15 protein-coding genes and 1 pseudogene are annotated in these 16,365 nt (G+C 39.1%); 4 read left to right on the forward strand and 12 right to left on the reverse strand.

Annotated elements, in window-relative coordinates:
* Positions 1-16 precede the first annotated feature (16 nt).
* Positions 17-1,588, forward strand: coding sequence for an NADH-quinone oxidoreductase subunit L (locus tag ACHUE3_RS00870; RefSeq protein WP_394189235.1), 1,572 nt, complete (start codon positions 17-19; stop codon positions 1,586-1,588).
* Positions 1,585-4,002, forward strand: coding sequence for a YbcC family protein (locus ACHUE3_RS00875; protein WP_394189237.1), 2,418 nt, complete (start codon positions 1,585-1,587; stop codon positions 4,000-4,002). The genes ACHUE3_RS00870 and ACHUE3_RS00875 overlap by 4 nt, the downstream gene beginning before the upstream one ends.
* Before the next feature lie 296 nt (positions 4,003-4,298).
* Here ACHUE3_RS00875 and ACHUE3_RS00880 read toward each other — a convergent pair.
* From ACHUE3_RS00880 to ACHUE3_RS00905, 6 genes and pseudogenes are all read right to left on the reverse strand, one after another.
* Positions 4,299-4,891 (reverse strand): annotated as a pseudogene (locus ACHUE3_RS00880) (DUF4202 domain-containing protein).
* A 56-nt stretch (positions 4,892-4,947) separates the two neighbouring features.
* Positions 4,948-5,412, reverse strand: a complete 465-nt coding sequence (locus tag ACHUE3_RS00885) for a TlpA family protein disulfide reductase (RefSeq protein WP_394189239.1) — start codon at positions 5,410-5,412, stop codon at positions 4,948-4,950.
* 14 nt (positions 5,413-5,426) lie between these two features.
* Entirely contained in the window at positions 5,427-7,088 is a 1,662-nt protein-coding gene (locus ACHUE3_RS00890; RefSeq protein ID WP_394189241.1) for a GGDEF domain-containing protein, read from the reverse strand.
* Between the two features lie 183 nt (positions 7,089-7,271).
* Positions 7,272-8,096 (reverse strand): alpha/beta hydrolase, encoded by an 825-nt coding sequence (locus ACHUE3_RS00895; RefSeq protein WP_394189243.1) that lies wholly within the window; start codon positions 8,094-8,096, stop codon positions 7,272-7,274.
* Between the two features lie 37 nt (positions 8,097-8,133).
* A complete protein-coding gene (locus ACHUE3_RS00900) occupies positions 8,134-8,448 on the reverse strand; it encodes a hypothetical protein (protein ID WP_394189245.1) in 315 nt (104 codons plus the stop codon).
* 163 nt (positions 8,449-8,611) lie between these two features.
* Positions 8,612-9,097 (reverse strand): VOC family protein, encoded by a 486-nt coding sequence (locus tag ACHUE3_RS00905; RefSeq protein WP_394189247.1) that lies wholly within the window; start codon positions 9,095-9,097, stop codon positions 8,612-8,614.
* Positions 9,098-9,217: 120 nt separating this feature from the next.
* On the opposite strand from ACHUE3_RS00905, the gene ACHUE3_RS00910 reads away from it, so the two are divergent.
* Positions 9,218-10,108, forward strand: a complete 891-nt coding sequence (locus ACHUE3_RS00910) for a LysR family transcriptional regulator (RefSeq protein ID WP_394189249.1) — start codon at positions 9,218-9,220, stop codon at positions 10,106-10,108.
* 43 nt (positions 10,109-10,151) lie between these two features.
* Here the strand turns inward: ACHUE3_RS00910 and ACHUE3_RS00915 are convergent, their stop codons facing one another.
* Entirely contained in the window at positions 10,152-10,571 is a 420-nt protein-coding gene (locus ACHUE3_RS00915) for a hypothetical protein (RefSeq protein ID WP_394189251.1), read from the reverse strand.
* Between the two features lie 464 nt (positions 10,572-11,035).
* Between ACHUE3_RS00915 and ACHUE3_RS00920 the strand changes: the two genes are divergently transcribed.
* Positions 11,036-11,743 (forward strand): hypothetical protein, encoded by a 708-nt coding sequence (locus ACHUE3_RS00920; RefSeq protein WP_394189253.1) that lies wholly within the window; start codon positions 11,036-11,038, stop codon positions 11,741-11,743.
* Positions 11,744-11,766: 23 nt separating this feature from the next.
* Here ACHUE3_RS00920 and ACHUE3_RS00925 read toward each other — a convergent pair whose 3' ends face one another.
* The 5 genes from ACHUE3_RS00925 to ACHUE3_RS00945 form a co-directional block, all read right to left on the reverse strand.
* On the reverse strand, positions 11,767-12,297 hold the full coding sequence (locus ACHUE3_RS00925; RefSeq protein WP_394189255.1) for a DedA family protein: 531 nt from the start codon (positions 12,295-12,297) through the stop codon (positions 11,767-11,769).
* 629 nt (positions 12,298-12,926) lie between these two features.
* Complete coding sequence (locus ACHUE3_RS00930; protein ID WP_394189257.1) at positions 12,927-14,363, reverse strand: MBL fold metallo-hydrolase; 1,437 nt, start codon at positions 14,361-14,363, stop codon at positions 12,927-12,929.
* A gap of 110 nt (positions 14,364-14,473) precedes the next feature.
* A complete protein-coding gene (locus ACHUE3_RS00935; protein ID WP_394189259.1) occupies positions 14,474-15,568 on the reverse strand; it encodes a serine hydrolase domain-containing protein in 1,095 nt (364 codons plus the stop codon).
* Positions 15,569-15,735: 167 nt separating this feature from the next.
* Positions 15,736-15,921, reverse strand: a complete 186-nt coding sequence (locus ACHUE3_RS00940) for a hypothetical protein (protein ID WP_394189261.1) — start codon at positions 15,919-15,921, stop codon at positions 15,736-15,738.
* Positions 15,922-15,951: 30 nt separating this feature from the next.
* The gene (locus ACHUE3_RS00945; RefSeq protein WP_394189263.1) at positions 15,952-16,269 is read right to left on the reverse strand and encodes a hypothetical protein; all 318 of its coding nucleotides are present in this window, start codon (positions 16,267-16,269) and stop codon (positions 15,952-15,954) included.
* Positions 16,270-16,365: the final 96 nt, after the last annotated feature.

Here is a 16,365-nt window from a genome sequence, read left to right on the forward strand (position 1 = left end):
TTAAAAGGAGTCGACAATGAATGAATTAATCATGTCATTATTGGTGCTAACAATCCCCGTTAGCCTAATAATTTCAGCTTATAATGTGGGCGTTAAAACCCAATCAAGTAACGGGAAACACCTATATTATTTGCTCATTGCCAATGCGTGTTTACTAGTCAGTGTGGCTGTAGCACACACAGTATTCTCATTCACTCCCTTCCCTTTTCTATCTTTATCACCCACGCGGCTAATTATGCTAGCGCTGATTATGTTTATTGGAATTAGCCTCGTTAAATTCTGCCAAAACTATATGGCTGGTGAACCTCGCATTAACTATTTCTGGCGCTGGTTACTCACTACATTGTCTGCTGTAACATTGGTGGTGATCAGTAATCATTTAATGCTCTTTTGGCTTGGCTGGCTGTGTATTAGCTTGGCATTACATCAACTACTTATGTTTTACCCAAACAGGCCTCGAGCTGCACTTGCTGCGCACAAAAAATTCATCGTTGCGCGCTTAGCCGAAAGCTGTTTATTACTGGCCTTTGTTTTACTTTATATAGTTCATAACTCGTGGTTAATTAGCGATATTAGCCTTGCCTATAGCAATAATGTAGGCCCACTTAGTGCTAGTGAACAACTTGCAGCCGTGCTTATTGCCATAGCTGCGCTGATAAAATGTGCGCAATTACCTCTGCATGGTTGGCTTATTCAAGTAGTAGAAGCGCCTACTCCTGTGAGTGCATTACTGCATGCTGGGGTTATAAACCTTGGCGGTTTTTTACTGATTTTATTTGCCCCTTTGTTTATGCAAGCGACAGTTGCACAGTGGTTGGTATTAGTTGTTGCAGGTTTAACCACAGTTATCAGTGCGTTAGTAATGACAACACGAGTTAGTGTTAAAGTAAGACTAGCTTGGTCAACCAGCGCACAAATGGGTTTAATGCTACTGGAATGTGCACTTGGGTTATTTGAACTGGCGCTACTTCATTTAGTTACTCACTCAATGTACAAGGCCTATGCTTTTTTAAACGCAGGCAATGCAATAACCGAAGATATAAACCGCCGTCATGCACCAGAACACACGCCAAGCGCTTCACATTGGCTACTGGGAGTTAGTATATCCTCAGTCATTACTGGTTTAGCTTGGTATTTTAGTGATTACAATGGAGCTGTAAGCATTTGGCTATTATTAGCAGGTGCTTTGGCAATTCTCATCGCCACTAAGCATGGTAAATCGCAGGGAACTATTTTCATCCCAATGATTATTATCGCTTCGTTAGCAACACTAAGCTATATCAGTTTAAAAGCCTTTTTTACTCTAGCTATTGGCACTACCGCATGGCGAGAAGCCGCTTTCAGCCCAGCTGATAACTGGGCTATCCTGCTCATTGTTGCGCTAATAGGGTTTAGCTATGTACTAAAAAATCAAAGCCAGCACCCTAGAGTTAAAGCCCTCTCAACCCTTTTATTTGCTGGGTTATATCTTGACGAATGGTTTACCCGACTAACGTTAAAAATTTGGCCTATTCGCTTGCCAGTTAATGCGCACACAAATACTAAAAATCACACTAAAATAGTGACGATACTGGAGTCAAAATCATGAACGCAGCAATCGCACAGTGCGAAAAAAATACGCTCAGCCCTAAACACAAAGACATATTAAACACTGTATGTGGGTATATTGCACCTAGCTGGCCGTTAGACCAAATGATTGCCGTTAATCCATTTTGGCAAATGCGCATGCTGCCGATTGAACAGGTTGCCGCGCGCATAGGCACATTGACCAATGCCAAATTGCAAATGCCTAAAACGTATTACCAAGAAAAATATAAACAGCGCACTATTACCGATAAACATCTACAGGATGCAGCCCTCATATTGGGCGTAGATATAACCACTGAGCAGCTTAAAGACTCACTCAATATTGAGTTGCCTTTAAAGCATTGGCATAACATTGCTGATTTATTGGATACCCAACGAGATCCCCATAAAATGGCATGGCATGATGAAATCATTCAGCAAATTAGTCAGTTTTGTGCAGCCCATTATCAGCAACTTGGCCCCATGCTTCACCGCAATGAGGTACTCGATATTGACGACCTTTATGCTCATTGGCTAAAAGTTATAAAGGCAGACAAAGGTGTGAGCATTATTATGGATGAAAAACACCTCAACCGGTATTTTGCTCAGCTGCCAGATACAGCAGATGAGTTAATAGCCATGGCGATTGATTGTTTAGCAATAAGCGAAGACACCTTAGAGTATTATGCTCACTCATTACTACTCGATATAAATGGCTGGGCATCCTGGCTTGCTTATCTACGTTGGCAAGGGGATTTGTATCAACAGCCCCATGAAGAAATGCACCAGTTGCTGGCAATTCGCATGGCATGGGACATGGTTATATGGCAATACGTTGAGCAACATGACCCCAATAATTTTCAATTACTGCGTTCGCAATGGCAACACGAAAAAGCCGAGCTATTTGAGCGTTTAAACAACCATAAAATAGCACAACAGCCAGGATGGGTATGGGCTAAAGCTCATGAGTTAAGTTATCAACAATCGCTGAATGAAACCCTAATCAATGCAAGCAAAGTCGCTGCGGCCAAAGCGCAACTGCAAGCGGTATTTTGTATCGATGTACGCTCTGAAGTCATGCGCCGTGCGCTTGAGTCGCAAAGTCAAACAATAGAAACCTACGGTTTTGCTGGCTTTTTTGGCTTACCTATAGAGTATCAAGCTAGTGAAAGCGCGCTAAAGCGCCCGCAATTACCCGGCTTATTAAAGCCAATAATTCAAGTTAACGAGCAACAAAGCAGCCGTAAAAAAACCACACGCAGCTTAACTGCCGCATGGCAAAATTGGTCTAAAGCAGCCCCTTCAGCATTTTCAATGGTTGAATCAACTGGCTGGCTCTATGCACTCAAGCTGTTAAAAAATACCTTTTTAGCAAATAATACGTCGAACCATCATTCAAATGACATTCAATGGCAACTGAGTAAAGACAGTATCCAGCTAAGTACTGAAGACAAAACCGAACTCGCTTACACTGTTCTTAATGCAATGGGACTTACTGACTATGCACAAAAAATACTACTAGTAGGGCATGGCAGCCACAGTACTAACAATTTGCATGCAGCTGGCCTTGATTGTGGTGCATGCGGCGGTCAAACAGGGGAAGTAAATGTGCGTGTTTTAGCATCCTTACTTAACGACCCTGAAGTACGCAAGCAACTACAAAGCCGCGACATGGCATTGCCAAATGATTGCCAATTTGTCGCCGCTTTACATAATACAACCACAGATGAAATAACTCTTTTTGATTCATCACTCAACCCGACTATGGCGCGATGGCTGCAAACAGCCACTAAACAAGCTCAACAAGAGCGTTTGCAGCACATCGATCCAAGTTTAGCGAATGCGTCACACAATCAAATTAATCAAGCCTATCAAAAACGTGCTAATGATTGGTCACAAGTGCGCCCTGAATGGGGGCTTGCAAATAATGCTGCATTTATTGTGGCACCGCGTAACTGGACCCGCGACGCTGACTTAAAAGGGCGCAGCTTTTTACATGATTACCAATGGCAACACGATACTGAGTTTGCTCTTTTAGAGTTAATTATGACAGCCCCGATGATTGTAACAAACTGGATCAACACCCAATACAATGCCTCCGTGACTGATAACTATAAGTACGGCAGTGGCAATAAAGTGCTTCATAATGCAGTGGGGGGTAACATAGGCGTATTTGAGGGCAATGGTGGCGACTTACGAATTGGCCTAGCCATGCAATCTCTGCACGATGGTAACCAATGGATGCATGAGCCTTTAAGACTAAGTGTTTATATTGCTGCACCGCGTGATGCAATCTTTGCCATTTATCAAAAACACAACATGATTAAAGACCTAGTAGATAATGATTGGTTAACACTACTGCGTTGGGGAGATAACAATGAGATTGAACGTTTGTGCAAAAGCACATGGTATAGCCAAATAGCCGCAGCCGAATAACACTGCGCCGGCTCATTATTGTAAGCGAGACAGACGCTTTTGCTTCTCGAAGCTTAAAAGTTGATGAGCAAACAACCACTAAAGTAGTGGCACAAACATGCGCAAAATTTGAAGGTCAGCACTGGATATTAACCTTGCCTAATGCTTTGGAAGAAGGGCTTAACCTAACTCAATTACAAGCGCGATAGATTTAGCAAGGCGGCTTAACGCTAAATACCCTGAGTGTGATACAGCAAACTTTGTAATCCTTAAAGTTATCCATTTACACTGATAATTTAGACTAAACGCTGGTTAAGTTAGGTATCTGCCAGCGCTTTTTCAATCAAAGGCACTAGAGGCGCTGGTAATGTAATATTGCCAGCCAAAACAAAGTCATGTGCCTTTGGTGACATTTTTTGCCATGTACGCTGTAAAATACCTATCCACTTTTGCTCATCATAATCTGGCTTTGTTTGGGCAAAGGCCAACATGTAATGCTCAATAAACACGAGGCTTGCGATATCTTCGACTAATTGGCTGTCAGGGTTGGCTTTTATCTGCTTTTTTGCCAAGCGTTATAAACTCGTTGGCATGCGTTGTCATCAAACCCAACTTGTTGCATTAGTCCAACAACTCGACCAGCATGAAAACCATACAGCGCCGTGCGCCATTTATAGTAGCCTTGTTTACCTAAGGCAAAGTCACTGCGTGGTGACTGCCAGCGTTCAATATGCTGCCCGCGAACGGCAATATACATCAACTCATCGGCGCTTGGCATAAACCGATCTAGCATGTTGGTCATACGCTCTGAATATAACCGCTCCTTTGGCCACACATCGTTTGCATGCTGCTCTTTATTTGGATCGTGACTATTTGCTTCATCAATTAACTGTATTACTTGTTTGAACATACTAACGATACCGCTCTCAATATTTATTTAACCTGATTACCAATGGGTATACCACATTATAGTGAGTTAAATTGACTCAGATCGCTGGCTAATGAGACCTTTGGCTTTTCAATCATGCGTGCAATCTCTTTACCATCCTCCAGCACAATCATTGTTGGGGTGTATTTTAAATTGTATTGCTGTGCAATTCCTTGTGGGTCACGCTTATCATATCCTACGCCAACTAAGGTTAAACTTTTAAGTGCCACCTCAGACTGCGCAATAAGCTTTAGCAATCGAGGTACTTCACGTTCGCTATCGTGGCACCAGGTTCCAAACAGAACCACAATATCTTTACCATCAAGCTTTTGAGTTTTTGTAAGTTCATCATTTGAAGGGGTAAACGCCGTGAACTCATTATTAAACTTTACATAATCAGCCAATAAACGTGTAGTTGAAATTTCGCCCACAAAAGGGCCTTTATCTGCCATGGCTAAAGGTGTAACGAACAGTGCAAGCACCAATAGAAATTGTTTAAACATGTTATGTTCCTTTATTATTGTTGTAGTAAGTTGTGCTTTGCACAATGTTGTTCTTTTTGTAGGTACATGCGTTTATCCGCCAAGGATAAACACTTCGAGGGCGTATTTTGCTCAGTACTATCACACAGACCATAGCTAATACCTGCTTGCGCCCATTTTTCGCGAATTTTTACAGGCAATATATCCAATAGCGCTTGCGTGCTCTCTAACTTACTCGTTAATTGCTCTAAATTGAGCAGAGGTAGTAACATAACAAATTCATCGCCGCCGGTTCTAAAAATACTGCCTTGAGCAGAAAATGCCTCTAATAAATACTTAGCCGCGAAAGTGATCAACTTATCGCCTTCACCATGACCTAGATTGTCATTTGTTTTTTTAAGGCCATCAATATCTAAATAAACCACTACATAATGAGGCCCTAATTTTGCAATCCCTTCGTTTAATGCATAGCGGTTACCTAACTTTGTAAGTGGGTCTAATCGTGATAAATAAAAGTTACGGTTATACTCCGACTGCTTTATTTTAAACCACTCGGTGAGGGAGAGCATGATACAAATGCAATCAATAGCCAGTGCAGATACTACCAACGACTCTGCATAGTGCAGCTCACCAAAAGCGTTACTATGAGATAGCATGTAGTAAAGAAGCGATAACCCATAAAGCACATTACCAAATAAGAAATACTTTGCTCTAAAGTCTTTTAGTTTGAGCATATAAACGCCAATAACAATCGTCACGCTTATCCATAACAAAGCCAATATATGTGAAACAGCAAAAGCAAATGAGAAAGAAGTAAACGCTATCAAGCCTGCGCCGACTGCACTGGCAATACTTAGCCAATATAAGAACTTAAACGTTTTACGATGATTGTCCTTACATTCAAATAAATCAGACACAAACTGAGCCGCAAAGGCGATAGCTAAAGGGAAAATGTACATTCCCAAATAAACAGTATTAATGGAGAGGTTAAACAAATCATCAATCAACCCTGAAGCCGCAGCCCATCCAATCCCATGAAAGCCTAGGTATCCGGCGCACGTTATAGCAATACGATTGCGGGTGCCAAAGTAAATAAATCCTGTTAATAGGGCTAACAATAACATGGCAAAAATAGCCGCAACCGACAGTACATTATTAACACTTTGAAAACGGTAAAATGCTTCGCTATTTAATAATTTAATAGACACTGGTGACGGGTATTTTTGCGCTGAAATTACAACCCAAAGCTCCCCTCTTTCACCTTTATCCATAGATAGGCTAAATGCTTGAAAGTGCAGTAACTGAGGCGTTTTATTATCCGCTAGCTGAGAAAACTCTTGCGCAGTTACGACAGCATCGCCAGAGTTAAAATAATAGGCGAGCCCTTGATCAATAAAGTTAGTTTTAGGCACTAAAAACCAGTGGTCTGTGCTGTTAGCAAGTACGGCTAACTTGGTAACAAAACGCCCCGATTCGCCAATAATTGAATCTACAGCTTGCTGTTTATCGTACCAATCAGCCAACACCTCAATGTTCTGTGAGTCAAATTTATTCGGCAGCCTTTTCCATAAATTATTATCATTAATAACCAGCTCAGTATCGCTGTTAAGAGTAATTGTTTCAGCGCATACTTGATGGGGAAAAATAACAACAAGTAAAAAAACTAAACTAAGAATAATGCTTATTGTAGTTCTCAAAATAACTCCATCCAGAAGGCTTGGTTTAATGTCGCGCATAGTAACTTATTCAGCATAAGCACTACTAATATAAATATAGTATTAAAATTATATAAGTCCCTAAATAAGTTGAAATATAGTACTTTGAATTGCGCGTAATCAAATAATGTTTCAAACGCTACCCATCACTAGATAAATTTAGTGTTATTGTTTTTTAAATAACCAATACAGGCCTTGAGTAGCAGTGGTTGGAAATGCTGTTTCATGGTTTGCACCTGAAATGATATTGAGCCTTACTTGTGTATGTGGCAATAGCGGAGCAGATAATTTCAATTGTAACTGTTTGGCGCCTAAAACCATGTCGTGATCTGGCGAGTCAAATTCAGGCGTTTCATACTCTCCAACACCAATATACACTTTATGAGGGTGCAAGCTTGGCGTAATTTTAACATTCAAAATATCGTTATTTTTGTACCAGATTGAAGGGCTGCCCAACACATAATTATCAAACATGGTTGGGTCAGTAAAAAGAATATACGCCCCAAATAACCCACCAAGTGAATTACCAACATATGTACGCGAGCCATTCACTCTGTAGTGGTTGTTGAGATAGCCAAAAACAGATTTTTTAATGAATTGAGCGTGCGCTTTGGCTTCACCCGTTTCTAGTTTCCAATTGGGGGCTACCTGGTGGGTAAAATCGCGCACCCGACTTGATGGACCTCGTGATCCTTTTGAGTATGAAATACCCACAATAATAGCTTCATCCATTTTGGCACTGTTCATCGCAAAACGGGTGGCACCAGAAACAACTTGAAAACTGTACATCGCGTCCGTTAAATAAATAACAGGGTAAGTTTTGTTACTGTTCGCTGCATAAGTACGCGGTAATTTAATGAAAAGAGGATAAGTGCGACCTGAAAGAGGGTCTTTAATTTGAACAATATTACTGCGGGGGATTTCAAATTTAGTCTCTGCACTAGTAGCAAACGCACATAATAAAAAAATAATGATAAAAAAGGGCTTCATAGGCAAATACTTATTCAATTATAAAAGGTCTGCTAGTCTATTGAGCCTGTTTTAAATAAACAATACCTATCACCAATACAGCAACAATATAAAACAAAAATTGTCTGCCAGCACGGTGGTGCTTTAATGCATTTTCACGCACCGTAGTATCGGTTACCTGTTTCAGCAATTGCTTGCCTTTAGCTGAAACAAACACCATAGGGATTTTAAGAAACCGAGGAGCACCTAGCTGTTGCCATATTTGCGGTTCACGAGTTTTGACTGATTGATAATAAGTATATTCAGCAATCACTGAGCGCAGCATGAGTAATGCCCAAACACTTACCAACGTAACTAAAATTACGACCTCCAAAGCCTGTACTCCTTAAGGTTACAACTAGATGAAAATGCTACATAACAATAATAAAGAAACGTAGCACAACCCAAAGAGTCACGCCATGCTAAACTCTAAAGGTCACTCGCGATCTCGCTTTACATACAAAAAAGAGCGACTTAATTGTCGCTCTAAGGTTTACTTAATCATAATCTGAAGAATATGTTTCTTCATAGGTATGAGAGTAAAGCTCAAATAAGTTGCCGAATGGGTCTTCTAGGTACACCATTTTAGCGGGTCTATTATCATCTTCAGGGTGATATCGCATGACATCCATTCTAACTTTGCCACCAAATTCCTCTGTCTTTTTCATCACACCTTCAAAGTCATCTGTTTGTAAGCAAAAATGAAAAATCCCTAACCGTGAAAAATCAACATGATGACGCTCATCACGCTCTTTCATTTCAAATAATTCAACGCCTATACCATCTGTAGTTACTAAGTGTGCAATGTTGAACCCTTTAAAACCTTCGCCAAAAACCGCAATACACATTCTGCCAATAGCGGTTTCACGCTCTTCTTGTACCTTAGTGTTATTCATTATAATACGTAAACCAAGCACTTTAGTATAAAATTCAACCGCCTTATCCATATCGCCAACCATTAGGCCTACATGATTCATCTTCATAATTTGCTCCTATAAAAGTTCACTTAACAATTAAACCAGTAACGCCAGTGTAGAGCAGAATGTTGATTAAATTAAATTATCAAATATAATCGTTTTAATAATTTAAAATTATGGATGAACATGCTAAATCCTATTTGGTTAAATACATTTGTAACCTTGATCAGCACAGGGCATTTTACTAAAACAGCCGACAAGCTATTTATGACTCAGCCGGGTGTTAGTCAGCATGTAAGTAAACTTGAACAAGCGTGCGGTTTTACGCTCATTAAAAGAGACAACAAAAGTTTCGAGTTAACAGAGCAAGGCCGCCTTGTTTATCGTTATGCTAAAACGCTTGCACAGAACGAACAAAAACTCCTTGAAACTTTAGCATTTGATAACCCGCATGCGGGTGACTGTACCATAGCGTGCTCAGGCGCAATGGCGCTTGTGCTGTATCCTGCCTTGTTGGACTTACAAATTAGCTACCCTTCTCTCGTTATCAAACTAACAGCGGCACCTAATCATCAAATATTAAATGATATTCAATCGGGCAACATTGATTTAGGTATTGTTACTGACGCACCTAATAAGCACGCGTTTGATATAAATAAGCTCGGCAATGAAGAATTGTGTTTAGTACTACCTAAAAATACCACACCAACTCATTCAATAGCAGATACACTTAAAAGCAAGGGTTTAGTCGATCATCCCGATGCTAAGCACTACTTGTCTCTGTACTTCGAACAATGCCAAGAGTCTAGCCTAAAAAAACTCAATCCCGCTGATATACCCGTTGTTAGCTACATTAACCAACTCAGTCAGATTCTGCATCCAGTCGCAAAGGGAGTGGGTTTCACTGTATTACCTAGAAGTGCCCTTGCAAACTTTACTCAACAGCAGTTACTCACTGTTTTTGAGCCAGTAACACCAGTGATAGAAACACTTTATACAGTAAAAAAGAAAAACAGAGAGTTACCCGAGCGCTATAAAGCACTCATGACCATTATTAATAAATTAATGATTAACTGAGAAAATATAAGCATAGAAAAAAGTGAGGCTAAAAAGTAAGAAGTTAAAGGTTTTTCCACTGTGTTTTTAAACCAACAAGGTGAACAACGCCAAAGGCCAAACAAATTAATGAGCTCCAAACCCAAAAGTCTGGCGTACGTCCCATAGGGTTTTGGATCAACAAAAATCCAGCTGCACCTCTTATTAAATAGATAAGCGTAATAAGTAAAAGTGCGGTTCGGGTAAGTGGCAATTTAAATATAAGCCCCGCGGCAGAAAGTGCATACAACGACCAGGTAACAAGCACTAACGCTATTGCAGAAGTGATAAGTACTGGCTCAATGCTGCCCTGCTCAGCCAGCATGACCATGTGCTCACCAGCACCAAAAAAGCGATACCATTGAGCACCAAAATAAATACACCCCAAGTGTAAAAGTGCTGCAATTGCATTTAATGCACCCGCAATAACCAACCAAATATTCATATACTTACCTTCTTCCATGACATTATTTAACTTATAAATTTCATTACACATAAATTAAAACATTAAATCAATAAAGTGATTTACCCCCTGCTAAAAAATCACCATACGGGCTGCTTTTGCTATACATATGGCAGCTTAGTTGCGATAAATTCATGCGCTTAACACAGTAAATGAGCAATGTTATTGAGCTATTTTTACTTATAGAACATAATGACTTATCTTTTTCACTAAAATAGTTTATCTTATTAAAAAGTAATATTAGGGAATAAATTACGTTGAAGACGATCATAAGAACAGTAATATGTTTTCTTACATTGAGCTCCTGCCTTCTATTTGCATCAACTAGCGAACTTAAAAGCGGTATCTGTAAGAAAAATTTATCACAGTGCATCATTGATCTATCAACAAATTTAGAACATACCCCTGAAGCTACTCACCTTTGGTTCCATCAAAAACTTACATTAATGGACCTGCTATTTAAAGCGCAGGAATATGAGCGTTTACATAAAGAAGTAGATAACTTACTCAATCGCCCTTCTTTGCCTAAACGGGTTGAAATACATAGTAATATGTACAAAGTTAAACTTGCAAGCCAAGATGAAAAAGCTGATTTAGGTGAGTATATTGAAAGTGTAGATGCCGCCTTTTCGGATATGGCACAATGGGATGCGCAAAGTATTATTGATTACGCCACTTTTCAACTTTATACCGGTGATTATAAAAAAGGAACATCGCTGCTATTAGCGTTAGAAGAAAAATTTAAAAACCACCCAAACAGCCATTTAAAAAAACAAATTTACACAATATTGGGCTACTTAGCTCATAAACAAAATGACTTAGACGCAACTCTGACTTATTTGCAAATTGCATTAGAAAATGCAAAAAAAGATGACGATATTCACTACTTAGTCATGGCGCACTATAACATTGCGCGCGCACTGCATTTTATGGGTCGTTTGGATGAAGCTTTGCCTTTATTCCAAGGTGTAGTCCTACAAGCTAAAAAGATAAATGAAGCTTCATACCAAAGCTTAACTAATTTACGTATTGCCCAAATCGCAGTTGAGCAAAAAAAGTTAAAACTCGCCAAGTCAGCAATAGCAAATATTGAGCCCAAGCATTTATTGACCCATGATCTCGCTCTATATAATAAACTCAAATTGCAGTATTAATCTGTTTTACAAAACGCTCCTGCTTAGCTTTTATAATCATGATTATCAGGAACCACACTTTTATGCCAAATCCGATACAGAGAAACTAAAAATACACACAGAAATAAAAGGCTAATTACTGTTAAGTTTTCAGCTCCAAAGGCATCAAACGTCGCACCAAAGATGTATCCCCCTCCCACTAGAATAATGACCCACAATAATGCTGAACAAGAATTTAATACACTAAAGCGTCGCCAAGTTATGTCAGTTAACCCAACAGGAAGCGCACCAATTGTTCTCAGCCCCTTAGGATAACGATACAAAAACATATACGCAGCGCCATGGCGGTTAGCAAGCTCACTCGCTTTTTTGAATAACAACCCCAACCGTGTCGGCTTTTCAAGCCAACGAACACCATATTTTTTAGCAATTGCAAAACGTAATTCGTCACCTAAATAGCCCCCCAAAAAAGTGGATAGCGCGACAATACTTATTTCGAGTGCACCGGTATGTGCAGCATACCCTGCAAACAGGGGTAACCAGCCACTTTTTAAGGCACAATAGGCAAAGAGCAACTATACCCAAACCACCTCAAGGTGCGAGCATCGTTGGAATTAAAAGCGATTTAGGCAAGGCATTTGATTGCAAATAATGGTTGTTCCCTTGTTAAAATCAATAACGCAGTATAAATCGCTTTTAAGCCAACCCGTTGGGCGTTTCACAGGCACTTACTCTCATCGTTGTTCCTTCTTAAAAGGGACTGCCATTGCTGCAAAGTAACGCCTTGATATTAAGCCCCTGTGAAACGCTGAATTCTGTACCTTGAGGTGGCTTGGGTATATACACTAATCTGCCATATTGCTGAAGTAGCGCCAAAAAACCTTCCATTCCCATCCCTTATAATCTAGCTATAAAGTAAAAATACTCACTTATCCACATTATCAAACGAATAAGATGTAGCGAAGGATCTAAGCTAGGGAATTTACCGCACACAACTCTTATTAAAAGCTAGCTGTTAGGTAATTCATTTGGTGATTCAGCAAACAATGGTCAATCCATGTAAACGCATGTTTTTGGGCCTAAAAAGAACCCTACAACATTGTCGCCGCCATAATCGACTGTTGTGACTTGCAAACATACACACACATCTGGACTGAACAAGCTGTTACGCACCTGAATTAATGAGTATGTAGGGTATTTTTCATCACATTGTATTCGTTTGATATGACTTATTCATAACTTCTGGCGATATATCATTATTTCGATGAAATCCTACTATCCGATTTACTTTCAAATTTTCACTTCTCACAAATTCTATAAATCGCTTACTATAACTTGGCAGTATTTTAGCGATGGTATTATCGAAAGCGACTTCCAAAAAGTCAGTTTGAAATATAATCCCCTCTTGCTCAAAAAAGGCAAAACTTTGACGTTTTGACCGCGTATTTTCTAAAACGTAAAAACGTACACCATCAATAACTTGTTCATTAGAAATAATTTCAAAGCTGAATTTATGTATTACCTTAGAAAAACGAGGAAAAGCCATAATGGCTTTAACAGTATAAGCATCCGCATAGATCGTCGCCCCCCGCTCCACATAAGGTAATAAACCTGAAATATGGTCGCTATAAGGGTGAGTAACAAAGACCGCTGTAATTTCTTGAGCTGGGAACCGCTGTTTAATAACGTCGATTACTTGTTGCGACGATTTAGTATTTGTTGAAACACCGAACACTGTAATATCGTTATTATTTATTTTTAATAGAGTATTTCTGGTTGCTGAGGCGTCGGTCACTAGGTAGAGATCATTTGCTATCGCTTTAACCACTAGGTCTAACTTTTTGCTTGAAGTAGCTTTATAGTAGCCATCGGGCAGCATTAACTTTTCTTTATCAATTTGGTCTATTTCTTCAAATTTTTCAATTCGGGTAATAAAACTAGGCATAGTGTTGCCATTATATTTCTTGATAAGCGAGTGAGCAAAATAGAAACCATTGTTATATCTGTAGTCGTCATAAAGATAAATGCGCTTTCTACTTTTATTGTTGATTGACACTAGACGCAAAGGCTCAATATTAAATACATATTCCATCGTGCTCTTTTCAGATGGACGATGAATTAACGTTACTGTATCTGCCTTATCATCCTGATGATATGCTATTTTTTCATCAATATTGACTTCGTTTATTAACGGTCTCACTGCCATAAAATCTAAATTCATTAATGTAAGGTTCTTATACCGTTTAAAGCTATTCAAGTTTTGTTCAATCACACTTTTACCCAAAGAGATCCCATTGCGTTCGTAACGCAAGCTTTCTTCGTCATTTTGAAAGTGAACTTCATCAAAATACTGGCCTCCGGTAAAATTATGAACAACATTTTGATAGTAACGCTGTTTTTTAGTATCGATCTCGGTGATTTTAAATGCTTTATAGCGTGTAGGCGCCTGAAAATCCCATGACTGATAAGGATCACTTCGTCCTAAATAACTATGAGTTAATGAAAAAGTTTCAATGGAAGATGTACTTTGATAGTGAGTCTTAATGAAGCTGATAAGTGATTTAGCCTCATTGGCATATGTGCTGAAAGTAAAGCTGCTAAGAGCCACTACAGACAGAAGTGCTTTAAAGTAATACCTCAAAATAAATTCCTTGTTATAGATTAAGTGAGATGCCCCACCAAACTTCCTGATAAAAATAGTAAATGCATTAAGCGGTTTATCCGCTAAATGCTTATATTTTAATTATGACTCTACTTAACAGTAGAGAGAATAAGGCTATCAATTTCGTTATTTACAGCACCAATGCTGCTGTTATTTAATATTACATAGCCAAAGTTTAAGTCAGTAACAGAGCGTGATAGCGAAACCCAACCCCGATTAAACCCAGCAAAGCCGAGACTATTGTTTTCTGCGTCCACGACGTAGCTCATACTCCAACGTCCATTAGTGTTCGGTGCTGGCTTTATCATCTGATCAATAAGTTTTTCTGATAACAATGTTAAACCGTTATAATGACCATCTTTGTTGCGTAATACAGCCATATTAAAGCGTGCTAAGTCTAGAGGCGTAGTTTGTAAACCTGCCGCAGCTTTTTCGTTGAAGTACACCATACCCGTTATTTTGCCAGTATCATCATAAGGTGTTGCCGACCTATTCATTACCTTTTCAGTAATATTAAAAGTAGAATCCTGCATATTTAGTGGGGCGAATACATATTTCTGCATGTAGCCATCAAATGTCATGCCGGATACATCTTCAATTAACAGCTGCACCACTGAATACCCACCACCAGAATAAGACCATTTTGTATCTGGCGAGTGGATAAGTTCAACGGGCCCAGCATTATTATTATCACCATTTAGTGAATCAACAATAGAGGATAACTTTTCACGAGAGTCCCATCCTGAATAGGGTCCCAGTGACAAACCCGAAGTGTGAGATAGGATATTTCTTAACGTTACTTTTTGTACGTCAAACTCAGAGTTAGGAATCTGCCAGCGTTTAAGATATTGATTAATTGGCGCATCTAAATCGACTTTACCTTGGGCTACTAGCTGCATTGCTCCCCACGCAGTCACCAACTTAGAAATAGAACCTACATTAAACATTGTACGTTGGGTTATTTGTGTTTTAGTTGCTACATCGGCAAAACCATAGGAGCGAAACCCAACGATTTTTTTACCATCAACGAGCGCAATTGCGACACCCGGTGCTTTGTGTTTATCTAAAATTTTGGGAACAGCATCGTCCAAACGCTTTGTAAGCTCAGACACATCCGTAATTTCTTCGGCATTAACAAAATTGGCGAAAACAAGCGCCGATATTACTAAAATAGATTTAATCATAACTTTCCTTGTGGTTATAAGGATCTGGTTTTGCTCTTTACCACTGTTTTGTTTACCATCGGATCATGTAATTTATACAACCGTCTATTTATCTAAGGGTATAGCCAACAAAGTGCAAGTCACTTATATAAAAAGTAAGATTTACCCCATTTATTTATTGACTTTGCCTAGCTAGCCATTTTAGATAAAAATATAAAAAGACCACCAATTAAAACTACAGCAACGATCACTACTACTGTAAGTGTTTTTGACTGTGACATTGATTCAATCAAACCTACTTCTGTTTGCATTTTTATTAATTCCTTTGAATTTACGCCACCTCTTTGCCTTGACTTATTTGTACCTGATTCCATTGGCAACTCCAAATGTGAAATATTTATTAGCTAACGAATTAACTCGCACTTACCACCCGTACTATGTTTATCTAGCCTTTTTTGGCATTGTGCAAGAGCTTCCTTTTTCGCTTTATGAGTTGAGCTATAACCTTCAGAGTAACCGTAGAACTCCCAGCCATCAGATGTTTGTCCAAGTGCAAAAGCTTTGTTAGATTTTCTGCTTTTAAACTCTTTTAGCGCTTTTTTTGTACTATATTGATAGGTTTTTTGATTACATAAATTTGAATCAGGCTCTTTTTCACAAAAATTAGGCGTAGACTTACACCCCGCCAATAGTATTATTGATAACAATCCTAGATATTTCATAGATACTCCTTTACAAATATAACGCTTAACATGGAGGGGTTTTAGCTGCGCTTTTTCAGCGAGTAAATTTTCCAGCATGCTATTTTTATTGTTTTA

The sequence above is a fragment of the Pseudoalteromonas atlantica genome (assembly GCF_043641955.1).
GTDB lineage: Bacteria > Pseudomonadota > Gammaproteobacteria > Enterobacterales > Alteromonadaceae > Pseudoalteromonas > Pseudoalteromonas atlantica_A.